This window comes from Buchnera aphidicola str. Ua (Uroleucon ambrosiae) (genome assembly GCF_000225465.1).
Lineage (GTDB): Bacteria > Pseudomonadota > Gammaproteobacteria > Enterobacterales > Enterobacteriaceae > Buchnera > Buchnera aphidicola_B.
Genome location: NC_017259.1, coordinates 141417 through 160999, shown reverse-complemented (window position 1 = coordinate 160999; position 19583 = coordinate 141417). Strand labels below are relative to the sequence as shown.

Annotated in this window: 15 protein-coding genes and 1 pseudogene; 10 read left to right on the top strand and 6 right to left on the bottom strand. The window is 27.0% G+C overall.

Translation table 11 applies throughout. The features are described from left to right. Positions 1-57: 57 nt before the first annotated feature. The 5 genes and pseudogenes from nuoF to ndhC form a co-directional block, all read right to left on the bottom strand. Complete coding sequence (nuoF, locus tag BUAMB_RS00735) at positions 58-1407, bottom strand: NADH-quinone oxidoreductase subunit NuoF (RefSeq protein WP_014499874.1); 1350 nt, start codon at positions 1405-1407, stop codon at positions 58-60. After that, on the bottom strand, positions 1404-1892 hold the full coding sequence (gene nuoE / locus BUAMB_RS00730; RefSeq protein WP_044035041.1) for an NADH-quinone oxidoreductase subunit NuoE: 489 nt from the start codon (positions 1890-1892) through the stop codon (positions 1404-1406). Before nuoE ends, nuoF begins: the two co-directional genes overlap by 4 nt. A gap of 22 nt (positions 1893-1914) precedes the next feature. Continuing rightward, positions 1915-3717: an NADH-quinone oxidoreductase subunit C/D gene (nuoC, locus tag BUAMB_RS00725; protein ID WP_014499872.1), complete on the bottom strand. Its 1803-nt coding sequence runs from the start codon at positions 3715-3717 to the stop codon at positions 1915-1917. A 120-nt stretch (positions 3718-3837) separates the two neighbouring features. Next, positions 3838-4509, bottom strand: a complete 672-nt coding sequence (locus BUAMB_RS00720; RefSeq protein ID WP_014499871.1) for a NuoB/complex I 20 kDa subunit family protein — start codon at positions 4507-4509, stop codon at positions 3838-3840. 62 nt (positions 4510-4571) lie between these two features. Then, positions 4572-4940, bottom strand: a pseudogene (ndhC, locus tag BUAMB_RS00715) (NADH-quinone oxidoreductase subunit A); the annotation flags it as partial. Between the two features lie 285 nt (positions 4941-5225). Here ndhC and dnaK point away from each other — a divergent pair. Continuing rightward, on the top strand, positions 5226-7139 hold the full coding sequence (dnaK, locus tag BUAMB_RS00710; RefSeq protein ID WP_014499869.1) for a molecular chaperone DnaK: 1914 nt from the start codon (positions 5226-5228) through the stop codon (positions 7137-7139). Between the two features lie 114 nt (positions 7140-7253). Continuing rightward, positions 7254-8390, top strand: a complete 1137-nt coding sequence (gene dnaJ / locus BUAMB_RS00705; protein WP_014499868.1) for a molecular chaperone DnaJ — start codon at positions 7254-7256, stop codon at positions 8388-8390. Positions 8391-8449: 59 nt separating this feature from the next. Here dnaJ and rpsT read toward each other — a convergent pair whose 3' ends face one another. Further along, positions 8450-8713 carry a 30S ribosomal protein S20 gene (gene rpsT, locus BUAMB_RS00700; RefSeq protein ID WP_014499867.1) on the bottom strand — a complete coding sequence of 88 codons (264 nt, stop codon included), beginning with the start codon at positions 8711-8713 and terminating at the stop codon, positions 8450-8452. A 208-nt stretch (positions 8714-8921) separates the two neighbouring features. Here rpsT and ribF point away from each other — a divergent pair, with 208 nt between their 5' ends. The 8 genes from ribF (at position 8922) to carB (ending at position 19511) form a co-directional block, all read left to right on the top strand. Further along, complete coding sequence (gene ribF, locus BUAMB_RS03000; protein WP_343207507.1) at positions 8922-9659, top strand: riboflavin biosynthesis protein RibF; 738 nt, start codon at positions 8922-8924, stop codon at positions 9657-9659. Next, complete coding sequence (locus tag BUAMB_RS03150; protein ID WP_264356947.1) at positions 9637-9819, top strand: riboflavin kinase; 183 nt, start codon at positions 9637-9639, stop codon at positions 9817-9819. The genes ribF and BUAMB_RS03150 overlap by 23 nt, the downstream gene beginning before the upstream one ends. 12 nt (positions 9820-9831) lie before the next feature. Further along, a complete protein-coding gene (gene ileS / locus BUAMB_RS00690; protein ID WP_014499866.1) occupies positions 9832-12654 on the top strand; it encodes an isoleucine--tRNA ligase in 2823 nt (940 codons plus the stop codon). Further along, the gene (gene lspA / locus BUAMB_RS00685; protein WP_014499865.1) at positions 12651-13133 is read left to right on the top strand and encodes a signal peptidase II; all 483 of its coding nucleotides are present in this window, start codon (positions 12651-12653) and stop codon (positions 13131-13133) included. Before ileS ends, lspA begins: the two co-directional genes overlap by 4 nt. Positions 13134-13203: 70 nt before the next feature. After that, positions 13204-14154: a 4-hydroxy-3-methylbut-2-enyl diphosphate reductase gene (gene ispH / locus BUAMB_RS00680; protein ID WP_014499864.1), complete on the top strand. Its 951-nt coding sequence runs from the start codon at positions 13204-13206 to the stop codon at positions 14152-14154. Positions 14155-14167: 13 nt separating this feature from the next. Next, entirely contained in the window at positions 14168-14977 is an 810-nt protein-coding gene (dapB, locus tag BUAMB_RS00675; protein WP_014499863.1) for a 4-hydroxy-tetrahydrodipicolinate reductase, read from the top strand. A gap of 128 nt (positions 14978-15105) precedes the next feature. Beyond that, entirely contained in the window at positions 15106-16254 is a 1149-nt protein-coding gene (gene carA, locus BUAMB_RS00670) for a glutamine-hydrolyzing carbamoyl-phosphate synthase small subunit (RefSeq protein WP_430393307.1), read from the top strand. Between the two features lie 17 nt (positions 16255-16271). Continuing rightward, positions 16272-19511: a carbamoyl-phosphate synthase large subunit gene (gene carB / locus BUAMB_RS00665; protein ID WP_014499861.1), complete on the top strand. Its 3240-nt coding sequence runs from the start codon at positions 16272-16274 to the stop codon at positions 19509-19511. Positions 19512-19583 lie beyond the last annotated feature (72 nt).

Here is a 19583-nt window from a genome sequence, read left to right as displayed (position 1 = left end):
TCCAAAAATGTTCTATATATAAAATGTGATTAAAAAATAAATATTTCTATAAATGTTTTATATTTTCATACTAAATATTATTAGATTGAATACCAATAATTTTTTATTTAAACTTATATGTTTTAAATTAATCCCTGATTCAAATTCAGATCGAAAATATTTTATAGCACTTTGTAAAGGTTCTATGGCTCCAGGAGCATGCGCACAAAATGTTTTTCCAGGACTTAAATGAATACATAATCTTTCTAAATCCTTAATATCATTTTTTTGTCCTCTATTTTCTTTTAAACTTTTTAATATTTTTACAATCCATGGTAATCCATCTCTACATGGCGTACATAAACCACAAGATTCTCGAGAAAAAAATTTTTCTATATTATATACAAGAGCAACCATGTTAGTTTTATGATCTACAGCCATAGCAATAGCAGTACCTAAACGACTACCAGCTTGTCGTATATTATTAAAATCCATTGGTAAATCTAAATGTTTTTCAATTAAAAAATCTGTTCCTGCACCTCCTGGTTGCCACGTTTTTAAATAATAACCAGATTTCATACCATGAGCATAATCTTCTAAAATTTCACGAGCAGTGACACCAAAAGGTAATTCCCATACGCCTGGATTATTTACCTTTCCTGAAAAACCCATTAATTTAGTTCCAGTATCAGAACTATGGGATAAATTTTTATACCAATTTACACCATTTAATATGATATTTGGAACATTAGATAATGTTTCAACATTATTAACACAAGTAGGTTTACCCCATAGTCCAAAAAATGCAGGAAAAGGCGGTTTAGATCGAGGATTAGCTCTTCGACCTTCTAAAGAGTTAATTAATGCTGTTTCTTCTCCACAAATATAACGTCCAGCTCCAGTATGTAAAATGATTTCACAATTAAAATTACTGCCTAAAATATTGGATCCAATAAAACCAAAAAATGTTGCTTCTTGTATAGATTTTTTTAAAATATATTCAGCTTGAACATATTCACCTCTTAAAAAAATATAAGCACGCGATACATTTAATGCATATGCTGATAACATTATGCCCTCAATTAACTGATGAGGTATTTTTTCTATTAACAATCGATCTTTATATGTTCCTGGTTCCATTTCATCTGCATTACATATTAAATAAGCACTATTTTTTTTATCTGAACTATTTTCAAACATTAAAGTCCATTTTAAACCAGTAGAAAAACCAGCACCTCCTCTGCCTTTTAGACCTGATTCTTTTATTATATTAATTACATCTTTGGGTAACATATTTTTTAATGTTTTTTTTAAAGCTTGATAACCATTTTTTGAAAAATATTCTTTAATCCAAACAGTTTCTTGATCTTCTCTTAAACGCCATGTTAATGGATGAGTTTCTGCAGTACGTAAATTATTATTATTCATTTATATAACTCCAGTATACATGGTATCGATTCTGGAGTTAAAAAAGAATGTGTATCTTCATTAATCATCATTGTTGGACCTTTGTCACAATTCCCTAAACAACAAATAGGTAATAAAGTAAATTTATTATCCTGAGTCGTTTCTCCTATTTTAATTTTTAATAATTTTTCTAAAGTTATTTTAATTTCTTTATAACCAGTTAAAAAACAAACTACACTATCACAATAACGAATGATATTACGACCAACTGGTTGACGAAAAATTTGACTATAGAAAGTAGCTACTTCTTCAACTTCACTGGGATTAATTTGCAATATTTCAGCAATCGCATAAATAGCTTGATCAGAAATCCAACCACGTTTTTTTTGTACAATTTTTAATGCTTCTATAGAAACAGCGCGAAAATTTTCATAATATTTCTTTTGATTTTCTATTTCTTTTATTTCTTCATTAGTTAATTTAAATTTAATAGAAATTTCTCGTATTTGACTTTTTTTTTATACATAATTATCTATCCACGTCAGACATAACAAAATCTATACTACCTAGATATACAATTAAATCTGATATTAAACTTCCACGAATTACTGAAGGTATTTGTTGTAAATGTGGAAAACTAGGTGTACGTATTCTTGTACGATAACTCATCGTACCACCATCACTAATTAAATAATAACTATTAATTCCTTTAGTTGCTTCAATCATTTGAAAACTTTCATTTGCTGGCATAACTGGACCCCAAGATACTTGTAAAAAATGTGTAATCATAGTTTCAATATTTTGTAAAACACGTTCTTTAGGAGGAGGAGTAGTTAATGGATGATCAGATTTAAAAGGACCTTCTGGCATATTATTTAAACACTGTTTTAAAATAATAAGACTTTGATAAATTTCTTCTACTTTAATCATAACCCGTGAATAAGAATCACTAATGCCTGATCCAATTGGTATTTCAAAATCATAATTTTGATAACCAGAATATGGTCTCATTTTTCTTACATCAAAATTTAATCCTGTAGCGCGTAAACCTGCTCCAGTAACACCCCATTCTAATGCTGATTTTTTATTATATTTAGCAATACCTACAGAACGATTAATTAAAATACTATTTTTTAAAGCAGAGGTAATATAATATTTTAATCTTTTTGGCATCCAATTTAAAAAATCTTTTAATAACACATGCCAGTCTTTTGGTAAATCGTTAGCCACTCCACCAATACGAAACCAAGCTGGATGCATACGAGCACCAGTGATTGCTTCAATTAAATCATATATTTTTTGACGATCAGTAAATGCAAAAAAAACAGGTGTCATACAACCAATATCTTGAATAAAAGTAGAAATATATAGAAGATGGCTATTAATTCTAAATAATTCTGAAAGCATAACTCTGATAACTTCTACTTTTTCTGGAACTGAAATATTAGCTAATTTTTCTACAGCTAAAATATAAGGCATTTCATTAACACAACCTCCTAGATACTCAATGCGATCAGTATACGGAATATAATTATGCCATGATTGACGTTCTCCCATTTTCTCAGCTCCACGATGGTGATATCCAATATCTGGTACACAATCTACTATTTTTTCTCCATCTAATTGTAGTACAATTCTAAAAGCACCATGAGCAGAAGGATGATTAGGTCCTAAATTTAAAAACATAAATTCTACATCATCATTTTTAGGTTGCATACCCCACAATTCAGGTTTAAATCTTAAGCTTTCCATTTCAAGATCTTCTTTTTTTTCATTTAAAAAAAAAGGTTCGTATTCTGTTGCTCTAGCAGAATAATTTTTTCTTAATGGATGCCCTTCCCATGTATCAGGCATAATAATACGAGTTAAATTTGGATGTTTATCAAAAATAATACCAAACATATCCCATATTTCACGTTCATACCAATTAGCGTTAGGAAACAAATTAGTAAATGTTGGTACAGTTAAATCATTTTCTAATAATGGTACTTTTATCATAATATCAGAATTACGTTCAATCGATATTAAATGATAAAAAACCGAAAAATCAACATGAGGTAACTGTTTTCGATTTAATCTTAATCGTTCATCAACTCCATGTAAATCATAAAGCATTGTATAAGGCTGATGCATAGTATGTAAAAACTTGCCAATATCAATTAATATTTCTTTATCAATCCAAATTATAGGAAAACCAGTCAAAGTAACTTGACACATAAATAATTCTTTACCAAACATATCAAATAAAATTTTTACTACTGGATCTTTTTCAAAATCTTCCGATTTTTTTTTAAATAAACAAATATTTTCTTTTTTTATAAAATTGATCATACATATCTCATTACACTGAAGTACTATAATTATCTGTTATCAAAGTTAAATAAATATAATGTTATAAAATTATATATGTATCTAAAAAATTAGTTAAACTATAATAATGATAATATTAATCTAAATTTTTTCTGAAGTCGGAAGATTAACAATATTAATTCTCTTGTTTCTTTTTGCGTTTCTTTCAGATCGCATTTTTTTATGATATATACCTTGTTCTCCTACTATCCAAGATAATGGTCGTCTTTCTTCATTAATTAATTTTTGTAATAACATTAAACCTTGTATATACGCTTCAGGACGAGGCGGACAACCGGGAATATAAATATCGACTGGTAGAAACTTATCTACACCTTGAACAACAGAATAAATATCATACATTCCTCCTGAATTAGCACATGCTCCCATAGAAATAACCCATTTAGGTTCTAACATTTGATCATATAACCGTTGAATCACTGGAGCCATTTTTATAAATGGAGTACCTGCAATGACCATAACATCCGCTTGTCTTGGAGAAGCACGTAATACTTCTGATCCAAAACGTGCTATATCATGTACAGAAGTAAAAGCAGAAACCATTTCAACATAACAACAAGATAATCCAAAATTATAAGGCCAAAGAGAATTTTTTCTACCCCAATTAACTATCTTATGTATTAATTGCGTTAATTTTCCCATAAAAATATTTTTTTTTATATATTGTTCTACAGGATCTACAACAGATTTAGATGTTTGTTTTGGATATTTCTGATAATGATTATTGCTTACTCGAGTTAAAGTATATTTCATTTTATGTTCCATGAAAAAATTAAATTTAAAATAATCTTTATATTATTGTTTAATTAAGATATCCAATTTAAAGCTTTAATACGAATTAAATAAAAAAGAGCTAATAAAAGAGACAGCGCAAAAGCAAAAGATTCAAAAAATCCTATCCATCCAGATTCATGAATACTTACTGACCAAGCGTATAAATATAATGATTCAACATCAAAAATAACAAAAAACATAGCAATTAAATAAAATTTTACAGAAAAATTAATATTAGTATTTACCGCAGCAACGATACCCGATTCAAAAGGTGTATTTTTATTTCTAGATGAAGATCGACCACCTAAAAACCAACTTAATATAAGCATAAAACAGCATAAACCTAAAGAAGCAATGATAAAAATAAAAAAAGACAAACATTCTTGATTAATTAATAATTTTTGAATCATATATCTTCCTTAAAAAAAATTAAAACTGTCTTCTTAAAAAATATATTATATCATTAAATATATTAATGAATCTGTTATCTTTAATAAATAAAAAATTAAAATTCTATTTTTACTTAAATAAAACTTTATTTTTTTTTTCTTAACCCTTGATGAGAGAAAAAGCGACCCCATTTAATAATCATTCAATATTGTAGAAAAATATAATTAAAACATGTAACTAATTAAAAGCCAAAAAAATGGCCGCATTAAGGTTGCAAACCCAAATTTATCAAAGGAGAAATGTTAATGGGTAAAATTATTGGTATTGACTTGGGAACAACCAACTCTTGTGTTGCCATTATGGATGGCAATAAACCACGTGTGTTAGAAAATTCTGAAGGTGATCGTACTACACCTTCAATTATCGCATATACTAAAGAAGGAGAAGTGTTAGTAGGACAACCTGCAAAACGTCAAGCTATAACTAATCCAAACAATACACTGTTTGCTATCAAGCGCTTAATTGGAAGAAAATTTGCAGATGATGAAGTACAACGTGACATCAAAATTATGCCATATAAAATTATTAATTCTGATAATGGTGATGCTTGGATTGATGTAAAAAAGCAAAAAATAGCACCTCCTCAAATTTCTGCAGAGGTATTAAAAAAAATGAAAAAGACTGCAGAAGATTATTTAGGAGAAAAAATTACAGAAGCTGTAATTACAGTGCCTGCATATTTTAATGATGCTCAACGTCAAGCAACCAAAGATGCTGGAAGAATAGCTGGATTAGAAGTTAAAAGAATTATTAATGAACCTACAGCTGCAGCACTAGCTTATGGTTTAGATAAAGGTCAAGGCAATAGAACAATAGCAGTATATGACTTAGGTGGTGGTACTTTTGACATATCTATCATTGAAATTGATGATGTTGATAAAGAAAAAACATTTGAAGTACTTGCGACTAATGGAGACACCCATCTTGGAGGAGAAGATTTTGATAGTAGACTAATTAATTATTTAGTATCAGAATTTAAAAAAGAACAAGGAATAGATTTAAGAAATGATCCATTATCTATGCAGCGTTTAAAAGAATCTGCAGAAAAAGCAAAAATAGAATTATCATCTGCACAACAAACAGATGTAAATCTTCCTTATATTACAGCAGATGCACATGGCCCTAAACATCTAAACATAAAAGTAACTCGAGCAAAATTAGAATCTTTAGTAGAAGATTTAATCATACGTTCTATTGCACCGCTAAAAGTAGCTTTAAAAGATGCAGGATTATCTATTTCAGACATACATGATGTAATATTAGTTGGCGGTCAAACTAGAATGCCTATGGTACAATCTAAAGTTGCACAATTTTTTGGAAAAGAACCTAGAAAAGATGTAAATCCAGATGAAGCTGTCGCAGTTGGTGCTGCGGTACAAGGAGGGGTTCTTTCTGGAGATGTCAAAGATGTTTTATTATTAGATGTAACTCCGTTATCACTAGGAATTGAAACAATGGGTGGTGTTATGACTTCTCTAATAAACAAAAACACTACTATTCCTACTAAGCATAGTCAAATTTTTTCAACAGCAGAAGACAATCAATCAGCAGTTACTATTCATGTCTTACAAGGTGAACGTAAAAGAGCATCAGATAATAAATCATTAGGACAATTTAATTTAGATGGGATTGATCCAGCTCCTAGAGGCACAGCACAAATTGAAGTAACATTTGATATTGATTCAGATGGGATCTTACATGTATCTGCTAAAGATAAAAAAACAGGAAAAGAACAAAAAATTACTATTAAAGCATCTTCTGGACTCAATGAAGAAGAAATTAAAAAAATGGTCAATGATGCAGCAGCTAATTCTGAAGCTGATCAAAAATTTGAAGAATTAATTCAAACAAGAAATCAAGGTGATCAATTAGTACATAATGTTAAAAAACAATTAAACGAAAATAAAGAATCCATTGATGAAAACAATAAAAAAGATATTGAAATAGCTTTAAAAGAACTAGAAGATGCATTAAAAGGAGAAAATAAGTCAGATATTGAAAAAAATATAAAAAATCTTTTACAAAAATCATCTAAATTACAAGAAAAACATCAAGATCAATCAAAACAAAATACACAAAATGAAAATATGTCTTCTACTAAAAAAGATGACAATATTATAGATGCCGAATTTGAAGAAGTGAAAGATCCTAAAAAATAATTAATTTTATTCAAATATTAAAAAAAAATGATCATAGAATTTCAACTAGCACGGGCGTAGTAGCTCATCTACGCTCGTGCAATTTATTTTTAAATTAAGTAGAGTAAGAAAAGAATGGTAAAACAAGACTACTATCAAATTTTGGGAGTTTCAAAATCAGCTCAAGAACGAGAAATCAAAAAAGCATATAAAAAACTAGCTATGAAATATCATCCTGATAGAAATCAAGGAGATAAAAATTCTGAAGAAAAATTTAAAGAAATTAAAGAAGCTTATGAAGTTTTGATCAATGAAGAAAAAAGAAATGCATATGATCAATATGGACATGCAGCTTTTGAAAATGGTCAATCTAGTAGTAATACATATACTAGTTTTACCAGTTCAGCAGATTTTAGTGATATTTTTGGAGACGTATTTGGTGATATTTTTGGAGGTACTAGAACACAGAGAAATAAAAAAGGAGCTGATTTGTGTTATAATATGGAAATTTTATTAGAAGAAGCTGTAAAAGGTACTCAAAAAGAAATAAAAATTCCTACTCTTCAAACATGTAAAACATGTTATGGAAGTGGTGCAAAAACAGGTACAAAACCTCGTTCATGCTCTTTATGTCACGGAAAAGGTCAAATACATACTAGGAAAGGTTTTTTTACTGTACAACAATCATGCCCTACATGTCATGGAAGAGGTTCAGTAATTGTAAATCCTTGCAATATGTGTCGAGGACAAGGACGAGTAGAAACATATAAAAAATTATCAGTGAAAATACCTGCAGGTGTTGATACAAATGATCGCATACGTTTAAATAATGAAGGTGAACCTGGTATTAATGGAGCGCAATCTGGTGATCTTTATGTACAAATTACTGTTAAAAAACATCCTATTTTTGAAAGAGAAGAAAATAATTTATATTGTGAAGTTCCTATAAATTTTACAATGGCTGCATTAGGTGGAGAAATAGAAGTTCCAACATTAGATGGAAAAGTAAAATTAAAAATACCATATGAAACGCAATCTGGAAAACTCTTCCGAATTCGTGGACGAGGTGTAAAATCAGTACAAAACAGACATCAAGGTGATTTATTATGTCGTGTTGTGGTAGAAACGCCCGTTAATTTAAATGATCAACAAAAAAATTTACTATATGAACTAGGAAAAAGTTTTCATGGTTTTCGTGGTGAAAATAATAGCCCTCGTTCAAAAAGATTTTTTGATGGAGTAAAAAGATTTTTTGACGATTTAACAAAATAAATTATTATAAAGTATTGCTTCTGTATAAAATTAGAGGCAATACTGTTGTTATATTAATATTAAGAGATTTTATTAATTTGTAATGATAAAATAGATTTATAACGTGCAGCTTTATTTTTATGTATTAAACCTTTATTTACATGACTATCAATAATAGGTTGCATTTTTCTAAATGCATCTTCTGCTATTTTTTTGTCCCCTGAATTAATTGATTGCCGTACTTTTTTAATAAAAGTACGAATCATTGAGCGCCGACTAGAATTATTTTTTCGACGATTTTTAGATGTTATTACATCTTTTTTAGAAGATTTAATATTAGCCAATTTTGACTCCTAAATGAAAAAAATAAACATTCGTTTGAAAAAATAATATTAATCAATATACTAAAATATATTATTCAAATTACATAATTATATAATATGATGAATATAATAATAACATTTTCAGTAAAAAATTTTAAAATATAGCTTATTTTATTGTAAAAGGTTTATTTATAATGCAGATTATACGAGGCATTCATAATATTAAAAAATAAATTCTAATTCAGTTGTTACTATCGGAAAATTTGATGGCATACATTTAGGTCATCAAAAATTATTTTCAAAAATATATAACATAGCTAAAAAATATCAATTATTAAGTATAGTTATTTTATTTGAGCCTCAACCATTAGAATTTTTAAAAAAAATAGATTGTCCTATACGCATTACTAAATTCCGTGAAAAAGTAAAATGGATTTCGTCTTACAATATTGATACAATTTTATGTATTAGATTTAATAAATCTTTTAAATCTTTAAACGCCCAAGATTTTATCATAAATATACTAATAAATAAACTACACATTAAATTTATAGTCATAGGTAATGATTTTAAATTTGGGTCTCAAAGAAATGGAAACATTAATCTTTTAAAAAAAATAGGGAAAAAATATAAATTTAATGTAATTAAAATACGATCGTTATATAAACATTCTATAAAAATTAGCAGCACAAATATTAGAGCAGCACTATCTAAAAATAATATACAATTAGCTACTATTTTTCTTGGTCGTCCTTTTAGTATTATTGGAAAAGTCATTCATGGCGATGCATTTGCAAGAACATTAAATTATCCTACAGCTAATATACGTATAGATGAAAAATTTTTATTAACTAACGGAGTATATGCTGTCAAAATAAAATATTCTATTAATAAATATTGTATAGGCATATCTAATATTGGTGTAAAACCTACTTTTATTAAAGATAAAAAACAAAAAATTACTTGAAGTACATTTATTTAAAAAAAATATAGATTTATATAATCAATATATAGAAGTTTTTATATATAAAAAAATACGTGATGAAAAAATATTTCCTTCAATAAAAGCACTAAAAAATCAAATTATTCAAGATATTATTCAAGTTAAAAAATATTTTAAAATTTAAAAAGAGAAAATAATGGATGATTATAAAAATACTTTAAATTTACCTCTAACAAAGTTTTCTATGCGAGGAAATTTATCACAAAAAGAACCAAAAATATTAAAAAATTGGCAAGAAAATAAATTATATCAATTAATTAGAAAAAATAATCAAGAAAAAAAAATATTCTTTCTACATGATGGCCCACCTTATGCAAATGGAAATATTCATATTGGACATGCAATTAATAAAATTTTAAAAGACATTATCATCAAATCTAAAAATATGTCAGGTTTTGATGCTCCATATATTCCATCTTGGGATTGTCATGGACTTCCTATTGAACAAAAAGTAGAAGAGCAAAATAATATCAATAAAGACAAAATATCTATTTTAACATTTCAAAAAAAATGTAGAAAATATGCAGAACAACAAGTTGAAAAACAAAAAATAGATTTTATTCGCTTAGGCGTTATTGGCGATTGGGATAATGCTCATTTGACAATGAATTTTAAAAATGAAGCAAAAATAATTGAAACATTATCTGAAATCATTAAAAAAAAATATTTATATCAAGATTTTAAACCTATACATTGGTGTATAGAATGTTCATCATCATTATCAGAAGCAGAAATTGAATATTTTCCAAAAAAATCTGATTCAATAATAGTTGCTTTTAAATCTAAAAATCCATTAATAATAAAAAAATTATTTAATTGTGAATTAAATCATGAACAAGACATCTATTTTCCTATCTGGACTACTACACCATGGACTCTTCCATCTAGCAAAGCTATTGCAATACATCCAAATATTCAATATCAATTAATTCAAACTGAAAAATGGACTATAATTGTAGCTAAAGATCTTGTACAAAATATAGTAAATAAACTTAAAATTAAAAAATGGAAAATAATAAATTCTGTTCAAGGAAAAATATTAGAAAATTTAATATGTTTACATCCTTTTTTAAAAAATATTAATATACCTATTATTTTAGGTGACCATGTAAGCTATGAATCCGGTACTGGTGCAGTTCATACAGCACCAGATCATGGAATAGATGATTATATAGTAAGTCAAAAATATCATATTCAAACAAGTAATTTAGTTAATTTTAAAGGAAACTATATTGCTAATGTACACTCACAATTAGATGGTGTAAATGTTTTTCAAGCTAATCCAATTATTATAGAACTTTTAAAAAAAAATAATCTATTGTTACATTATGAATTTTTAAAACATAGTTATCCACATTGTTGGAGACATAAAACTCCTATAATCTTTAGAGCAACTCCGCAATGGTTTATAAACCTCGATAAAAATCAATTCCGTCTTAAATTATTAAAAGAAATTAAAAAAGTAAAATGGATTCCTAATTGGGGAAAATCAAGAATAAAAGACATGATTCAAAAAAGACCTCATTGGTGCATTTCTAGACAAAGAAATTGGGGTGTTCCAATGTCAATTTTTATACATAAAAAAACAAGAGAACTACATCCAAATATTTATAATTTAATGCAAAAAATAGCAAAAAAAATAAAATATGAAGGAATACAAGCATGGCAAGAAATTAATATAAAAGAATTTTTAGGTTCAGAATATCAATCATATGATAAAATTTTAGATATATTAGATGTTTGGTTTGAATCAGGAAATACACATACATCAATAAAATATAAAAATAAAAAATATGATACAAATATTGCTGATATGTATTTAGAAGGATCTGATCAACATCGAGGTTGGTTTATGTCTTCACTTATTATTTCTACATTAATAAATAAAAAAGCACCATATTCTACAGTATTAACTCATGGATTTGTGGTAGATGAAAAAGGACAAAAAATGTCTAAATCTATTGGTAATACTATCAGTCCGAACAAAATAGTTAATACACTTGGAGCTGATGTTTTAAGATTATGGGTTGCATCTTCTGATTATTCTAATGACATTTCAGTTTCTAATGAAATATTAAAAAACTCATCTGACATGTATAGACGTATTAGAAATACAGCACGTTTTATGTTAGCCAATATTACTGATTTTAATCCTAAAACAGATTTAATATCTAAAGAACATATGATCTTTTTAGACCGATGGGCTATCGGAAAAACTAAAATAGTGCAAGAAGAAATTATTCATTGTTATCAGAACTATAATTTTCATGGAGTAGTCAAGCGTATAATGTATTTTTGTTCTATAGAAATGGGTTCTTTTTACCTTGATATTATTAAAGATAGACAATATACTTTAAGAAAAAATAGTAATGAAAGACGCAGTTGTCAAACAGCAATATATTATATTATTAATGCGCTTGTTCGATGGATTGCGCCTATATTATCTTTTACTGCTCATGAAATATGGAATTATCTACCTAACATTAATTCTCAATATGTTTTTATGGAAGAATGGTTTGATAAATTATTTGATTTAAATGAAGATGATATCTTTAATCATCAGTTTTGGAACAAAATTATTAAACTGAAACACGAAATCAATAAATTTTTAGAAGAAAAAATAAAAAATAAAATTATTAATAACTCACTTGAAGCTTCTATTATATTATACGTTTCTAAAAATTTATTAAAGAAATTAGAAATTTTAGGAAAAGAAATAAAATTTATATTTTTAACCTCATCTGTAGAAATTAAACCATATAATACAGCACCTTTAAATACAAAAAAAAGTAAAATAATTCATCAATTAAAATTATCTATACATAAAGTAAAAGGAGAAAAATGTCCAAGATGTTGGCATTATTTTATTGCTGATGAACATCATATAAAAAAAAGTAATATTTGTTATCGATGTATTTTAAATACTTTAGGAAATGGTGAAAAACGTATATTTATATGATAAAAAACAAAGTACATAATATCAAAAAATATTTATCTATAACTATAATAATATTTGTTATTATTATAGATATATTTAGTAAATATTTAATTACAAAATACATTCAGTTATATGATACAAAAATAATTTTTTCAATGTTGAATTTATTTCATATACACAATTATGGGGCTATATTTAGTTTATTTTATAATGAAAACGGATGGCAAAGATGGCTATTATCTATTATTAGCTGTTTTATTATCTTGAGAATAATAAAAATAATTCAAAAGTTAAAAAAAAACGAAAAAAACAAAATAATTGCTTTATCTCTCATAATCGGAGGTGCAACAGGAAATTTAATTGATCGAATTTATTATGGTTTTATAATAGATTTTATTGATTTACATATTAATAATTGGCATTTTGCTACATTTAATATAGCTGATTGTAGTATTTTTTTTGGAATTATTATTTTTTTAAAAAACTATTATAAAACATAAACATATAAAATACACATCTATCACATATATTATTACTATTAAAATATATACTCTCTGGAAATTTATACAAGTGAATATTATATTATCTAATCCCCGAGGTTTTTGTGCAGGAGTTAAAAGAGCCATTTTAATAGTTGAACAAGCATTAAAAATTTATAAAAAAACAATTTATGTTAAGCATGAAATCGTTCATAATGAATATGTGGTTAATCAATTACGTCTGAAAGGAGTTATTTTTGTTGAAAATATTTCACAAATTCCAGATTATTCTATAGTTATATTTTCAGCACATGGTGTCTCAAAAAAAACTATACAAGAAGCTAAAAAAAAACACTTAATTATATTAAATGCTATTTGTCCATTAGTTCAAAAAGTACATAGAGAAGTATCAAAATCTAGTGCACAATCAATAGAAACTATACTGATAGGTCATAAAGAACATCCTGAAGTCAAAGGAATATTAGGTCAATATACTAATAAAAATAGTAAAATACATATTATAGAAAATGTTCAAGATATCAAGAATTTATTTATAAAAAATCATCAAAAATTAAATTTTTTTACACAAACTACTTTATCTATTAAAAACACAAAAAAAATTATTACTGCTTTAAAAAATAAATTTCCTCATATTTCTGGACCGCATAAAGAAGATATATGTTATGCAACAACTAACCGGCAAAGAGCAGTATATCAACTATCTAAAAAAGTTAATATGATACTTGTTATTGGATCAAAAAATTCTTCTAATGCTAATCGTCTCGTAGAACTAGGTAAAGAAACTGGAACATATACTAAATTAATCAATTCTGTTATTGACATTAAAAAAAAATGGTTAAAAAATATCAATAATATTGGTATTACAGCTGGTGCATCTACACCAGAAATATTAGTTAAAGAAGTCGTTCAATACCTCAAAAAATTAGATGCTAATGAACCAATAGAAATGTTAGGAATTAAAGAAAAAACTGTTTTTAAAATTTCTAAAAAAATGTTTAGTACTAAAAATATTTTAAACTAATAGTAGGATAAATATGAACAAAAAAATTCGTATTGCTATTTCTGGCCCATTAGGTCGCATGGGTCAAACACTGATTAAAGAAATAATAAAAAACCAAAAAACATCTTTAACAACAGTATTTATTCAAAAAAATCATCAATTAATTGGAAAAGATGTTGGTAAAATTTTAGGAATAGGAAATATTGGTATATTTATTACTGATAAATTAAATATACAAAATAATAATTTTGATGTTTTAATTGATTTTACTACACCTAATAGCACATTAAAATATTTAAAATATTGTAATAAATTTAATAAAAATATTATTATTGGCACTACTGGATTTTCAGAAGACGAAATAAAAAAAATAAAAATATACTCTCAAAATATTGCAATAATTATGTCATCTAATTTTAGTATTGGTATGAATATAATGTTTAATTTAATAAAAAAAACAACTCAAATTATAGGAAAAAATTCTGATATCGATATTATTGAATATCATCATCGCAATAAAATAGATGCGCCTTCAGGGACAGCTTTAAAACTAGGAGAAATTATATCAAAAGAAATGAAATGGGATTTAAATAACCATTCTTTATACTATAAAAAAGGAATAACAAATATTAGAGAGCATTCAAAAATTGGATTTTCTATTATTCGATCTGGAAATATTGTCGGTAAACATACTGTTATGTTTTCTAGTTCTGGTGAAGAAATAAAAATAACACATACTGCATCTAGTCGAGTATCTTTTGCTCAAGGTGCAATACATTCCGCGTTATGGATTCAAAATAAAAAACAAGGTTTATTTGATATGTCGCATGTATTGTCATTTTAATGACAAAAATCAAAATACAGTTAATAATGATCATAATAGACAAAAATATTAATTTTAGTTAAAATAAAACATAACTAGTACAATACTAATAAACATTTAAATATAAAATAGTTTTTTTGGAGGATGTTTTGAGCCAATCAGCAGTACTAGTTTTAGAAGATGGAACGAAATTTCATGGAAAATCTGTTGGAGCTAAAGGAAAAACTGTAGGAGAAGTTGTTTTTAATACATCAATTACTGGTTATCAAGAAATCATTACTGACCCTTCTTATTCACATCAAATTATAACATTGACTCATCCTCATATTGGCAATGTTGGAACTAATTTACAAGATGCAGAATCATCTAAAATTCATGCAAGCGGTCTAATTATTCGTGATTTATCAAATATTGCAAGTAATTATAGAAATCAAAAAAATCTCACATCGTATCTGAAAGAAAATAATATTGTTGCAATATCCGATATTGATACAAGAAAATTAACACGTATTTTACGTACACAGGGTTCACAAAATGGATGTATTATAGAAGATAAAAAAGAAAATTATAGAATAGCACATAATTATGCTAAAAACTTTTTAAATGTACAAGGTTTAGATTTAGCAAAAAAAGTTTCTACTCATTCAATTTATAATTGGAATGAAGGTAGTTTTATTTTAGAAAAAAATAAATTTTTTTCTATACCAAAAGAGCAAAGTTTATATCATGTTGTTGTCTATGACTTTGGAGTAAAAAGAAGCATACTGCGTATGCTTGTAGATAGAAAATGTTATTTAACCATTGTACCTGCCACTACTGATCCAAAAACTGTTCTAAGTTTGTTACCAGACGGTATTTTTCTATCAAATGGACCAGGTGATCCAAGACCTTGTAATTATGCAATTCATGCAATTCAATCTTTCTTAAAAACTAATATTCCTATTTTTGGCATATGTTTAGGTCATCAGCTTTTAGCTTTATCTAGCGGGGCTAAAATTATCAAAATGAAATTTGGACATCATGGCGGAAATCATCCTGTTAAAGATCTCAAAAATAATCGTGTAATAATTACATCTCAAAATCATAGTTTTACTGTAGATATTAAAAATTTACCAAATAATATAAAAATCACACATACTTCTCTTTTTGACGGAACCTTACAAGGACTTTCTTTGACTAACAGATCTGCTTTTAGTTTTCAAGGTCATCCAGAAGCCAGTCCTGGACCACATGATGGGTCATCTTTATTTGATCATTTTATTCAACTAATTATTCGTCAAAAAATTAAAACTCAGTAATTAATTAGGGGAAAAAGATGCCTAAATCTACTGATATAAAATCTATTTTAATTCTTGGGGCTGGTCCAATAGTTATTGGGCAAGCATGTGAATTTGACTATTCAGGAACACAAGCTTGTAAAGCTTTGAAAGAAGAAGGATATAGAATTATTCTTGTTAATTCTAATCCTGCTACTATCATGACAGATCCGGATATGGCTGATGCTACATACATCGAACCTATTCATTGGAAAATAGTAAAAAAAATTATTAAAAAAGAAAAACCAGACGCAATATTACCAACTATGGGAGGTCAAACAGCATTAAACTGTGCTTTAGAATTAGACGAAAAAGGTATTTTAAGTTTATATAATGTAAAAATGATTGGCGCTACAGTGAATGCCATTAAAAAAGCTGAAAATAGAAAATTATTTGAACACGCAATGAAAAAAATAAACTTAAACACTGCTAAATGTGGAATCGCTCATAATATTCAAGAAGCTTTTTTAGTTTTAAAAACTGTAGGTTTTCCATGTATTATTCGTCCTTCTTTTACTATGGGCGGAAGTGGTGGAGGCATTGCTTACAATCATGAAGAATTTGAAAATATATGTGAAAGAGGATTACAATTATCTCCTAACACAGAATTATTAATTGATGAATCATTAATAGGTTGGAAAGAATATGAAATGGAAGTTATACGAGATAAACATGACAATTGTATAATTGTATGTTCCATTGAAAATCTAGATCCTATGGGTATACATACAGGTGATTCTATTACTATAGCACCTGCACAAACTTTAACTGATAAAGAATATCAAATCATGAGAAATGCTTCTATAGCTATTCTACGAGAAATAGGAGTAGAAACAGGAGGCTCTAATGTACAATTTGCAGTAAATCCAAAAAATGGTCGTATAATCGTTATTGAAATGAATCCTAGAGTATCACGATCATCTGCTCTAGCATCTAAAGCAACAGGATTTCCAATTGCAAAAATAGCCGCTAAATTAGCTATAGGATATACTTTAGATGAGCTCTCACATGATATTACAGGAAAAAACATAACTGCATCGTTCGAACCATCAATAGATTATATAGTAACTAAAATTCCTAGATTTAATTTCGAGAAATTTCCTGGATCTGATGATAGACTTACTACACAGATGAAATCTGTTGGAGAAGTTATGGCAATAGGTCGTACTTTTCAAGAATCTATACAAAAAGCCATTCATGGTTTAGAAGTAGGTGCGACAGGTTTTGATTCTAAAATATCTTGTTTTAATCCGGAAAATTTAATTAAAATTAGACATGAATTAAAAGATGCAGGATCTGAACGTATTTGGTATATTGGCGATGCTTTTCGATCTGGTATGTCTGTTAATGATGTTTTTGAATTAACATCTATTGATCCATGGTTTCTTGTACAAATTGAAGAAATTATTTTATTAGAGAAAAAAATCATAGAAAAAGGATTTATTGGATTAACATATAAATTCTTTTATTTCATTAAACGAAAAGGTTTTTCAGATCAACGTATCGCAATATTAACTCAAAAAAAAGAAAGTGAAATAAGACAATTACGTTATCAATTAAAATTACATCCTGTATATAAAAGAATTGATACTTGTTCAGCAGAATTTTCGACTGAAACAGCATACATGTATTCAACATGGGAAGATGAATGTGAATCATACCCAAACAAACACAACAAAAAAATTATTATATTAGGAGGTGGTCCAAATCGTATAGGACAAGGTATAGAATTTGACTATTGTTGTGTACATGCAACTCAAGCGCTACGTGAAGATGGTTTTGAAGCAATTATGATTAATTGTAATCCAGAAACAGTATCTACTGATTATGATATTTCAGATCGTTTATATTTTGAACCAATTACATTAGAAAATATTTTAGAAATAGTAAGAATAGAAAAACCTACAGGAGTTATTATTCATTATGGTGGTCAAACACCTCTAAAATTAGCACGTGAATTAAAAAAAGAAAAAGTACCTATTATAGGAACAAGTCCAAATTCTATTGATAATGCTGAAAATCGATACCGTTTTCAAAAAACTGTTACTAAATTAAAATTAAAACAACCTTTAAATGCAACTGTACTAAATTTAAAAGATGCTTATAAAGCAGCAGAAATTATCGGATATCCAATTATGGTTCGACCATCTTATGTTTTAGGTGGACGAGCAATGGAAATTGTTTATGATGCAGATAGTTTAAAAAAATATTTTCAAAATATGTTGAAATCAAATAATACTACTTCTATTTTATTAGATCAATATTTAAATTATGCAACCGAAGTAGATGTAGATGCTATATGTGATGGAGAAACAGTTTTAATCGGAGGTATTATGGAGCATATTGAACAAGCTGGAGTGCATTCAGGTGATTCTGCATGTTCATTACCAGCATATACTTTAACTCAAGATATTCAAAATCAAATTAGAAAACAAGTAATTAAATTAGCTTTTGAGCTATCTATCAAAGGACTAATGAATGTTCAATTTGCTATTCAAAATAATAAAATATATATTCTTGAAGTCAATCCTAGAGCAGCTAGAACAGTACCATTTGTATCGAAAGCGACAGGTCTTGCATTAGCAAAAATTTCTGCACGCGTCATGTATGGAAAAACATTATTAGAACAAGGTTTTATAAAAGAAATTGTTCCACAATATTTTTCAGTTAAAGAAGCTGTTTTACCATTTGAAAAATTTCCAGGTGTTGATCCAGTATTAGGTCCAGAAATGCGTTCTACAGGTGAAGTAATGGGTATTGGAAAAAACTTCTCAGAAGCTTTTTCTAAAGCAATGTTAGGTTCTCATACAAATATGAAAAAATCAGGTCGAGTTCTCATTTCAGTAAGAAATGATGATAAAAAGAATATTGTTAATTTAGCAATAAAATTACAAAAAATTGGATTTAAAATAGATGCAACTAGAGGTACATCTATAGTACTAAAAAAATCTGGTATAACATCCAGATTAGTTAATAAAGTACATGAAGGACGTCCTCATATACAAGATCGTTTAAAAAATGGAGAATATACTTATATTATAAACACAACATCATCATCTCAACAAATAATAAAAGATTCAAAATTAATATGTTGTAGTGCTCTTCAATATAAAGTACATTATGACACAACTATAAATGGTGCTTTTGCTACTATTATGTCTTTAAATGAAAACCCAACAAAAAATATTACATCTTTACAAAAAATACATAAAAAACTTAATTTATTTTATAAAAAATAATTAATTAATTACTTGATTAAATCATATTTATAAATATGTTGTAAAACATATTTATAATACATAAACATCATG

Coding starts and splice junctions, on each gene's coding strand:
- carB (WP_014499861.1), top strand. CDS start 16,272: ATGCCTAAATCTACTGATATAAAATCTATTTTAATTCTTGGGGCTGGT.
- dapB (WP_014499863.1), top strand. CDS start 14,168: ATGAACAAAAAAATTCGTATTGCTATTTCTGGCCCATTAGGTCGCATG.
- nuoF (WP_014499874.1), bottom strand. CDS start 1,407: ATGAATAATAATAATTTACGTACTGCAGAAACTCATCCATTAACATGG.
- dnaK (WP_014499869.1), top strand. CDS start 5,226: ATGGGTAAAATTATTGGTATTGACTTGGGAACAACCAACTCTTGTGTT.
- lspA (WP_014499865.1), top strand. CDS start 12,651: ATGATAAAAAACAAAGTACATAATATCAAAAAATATTTATCTATAACT.
- BUAMB_RS00720 (WP_014499871.1), bottom strand. CDS start 4,509: ATGAAATATACTTTAACTCGAGTAAGCAATAATCATTATCAGAAATAT.
- dnaJ (WP_014499868.1), top strand. CDS start 7,254: ATGGTAAAACAAGACTACTATCAAATTTTGGGAGTTTCAAAATCAGCT.
- nuoC (WP_014499872.1), bottom strand. CDS start 3,717: ATGATCAATTTTATAAAAAAAGAAAATATTTGTTTATTTAAAAAAAAA.
- ileS (WP_014499866.1), top strand. CDS start 9,832: ATGGATGATTATAAAAATACTTTAAATTTACCTCTAACAAAGTTTTCT.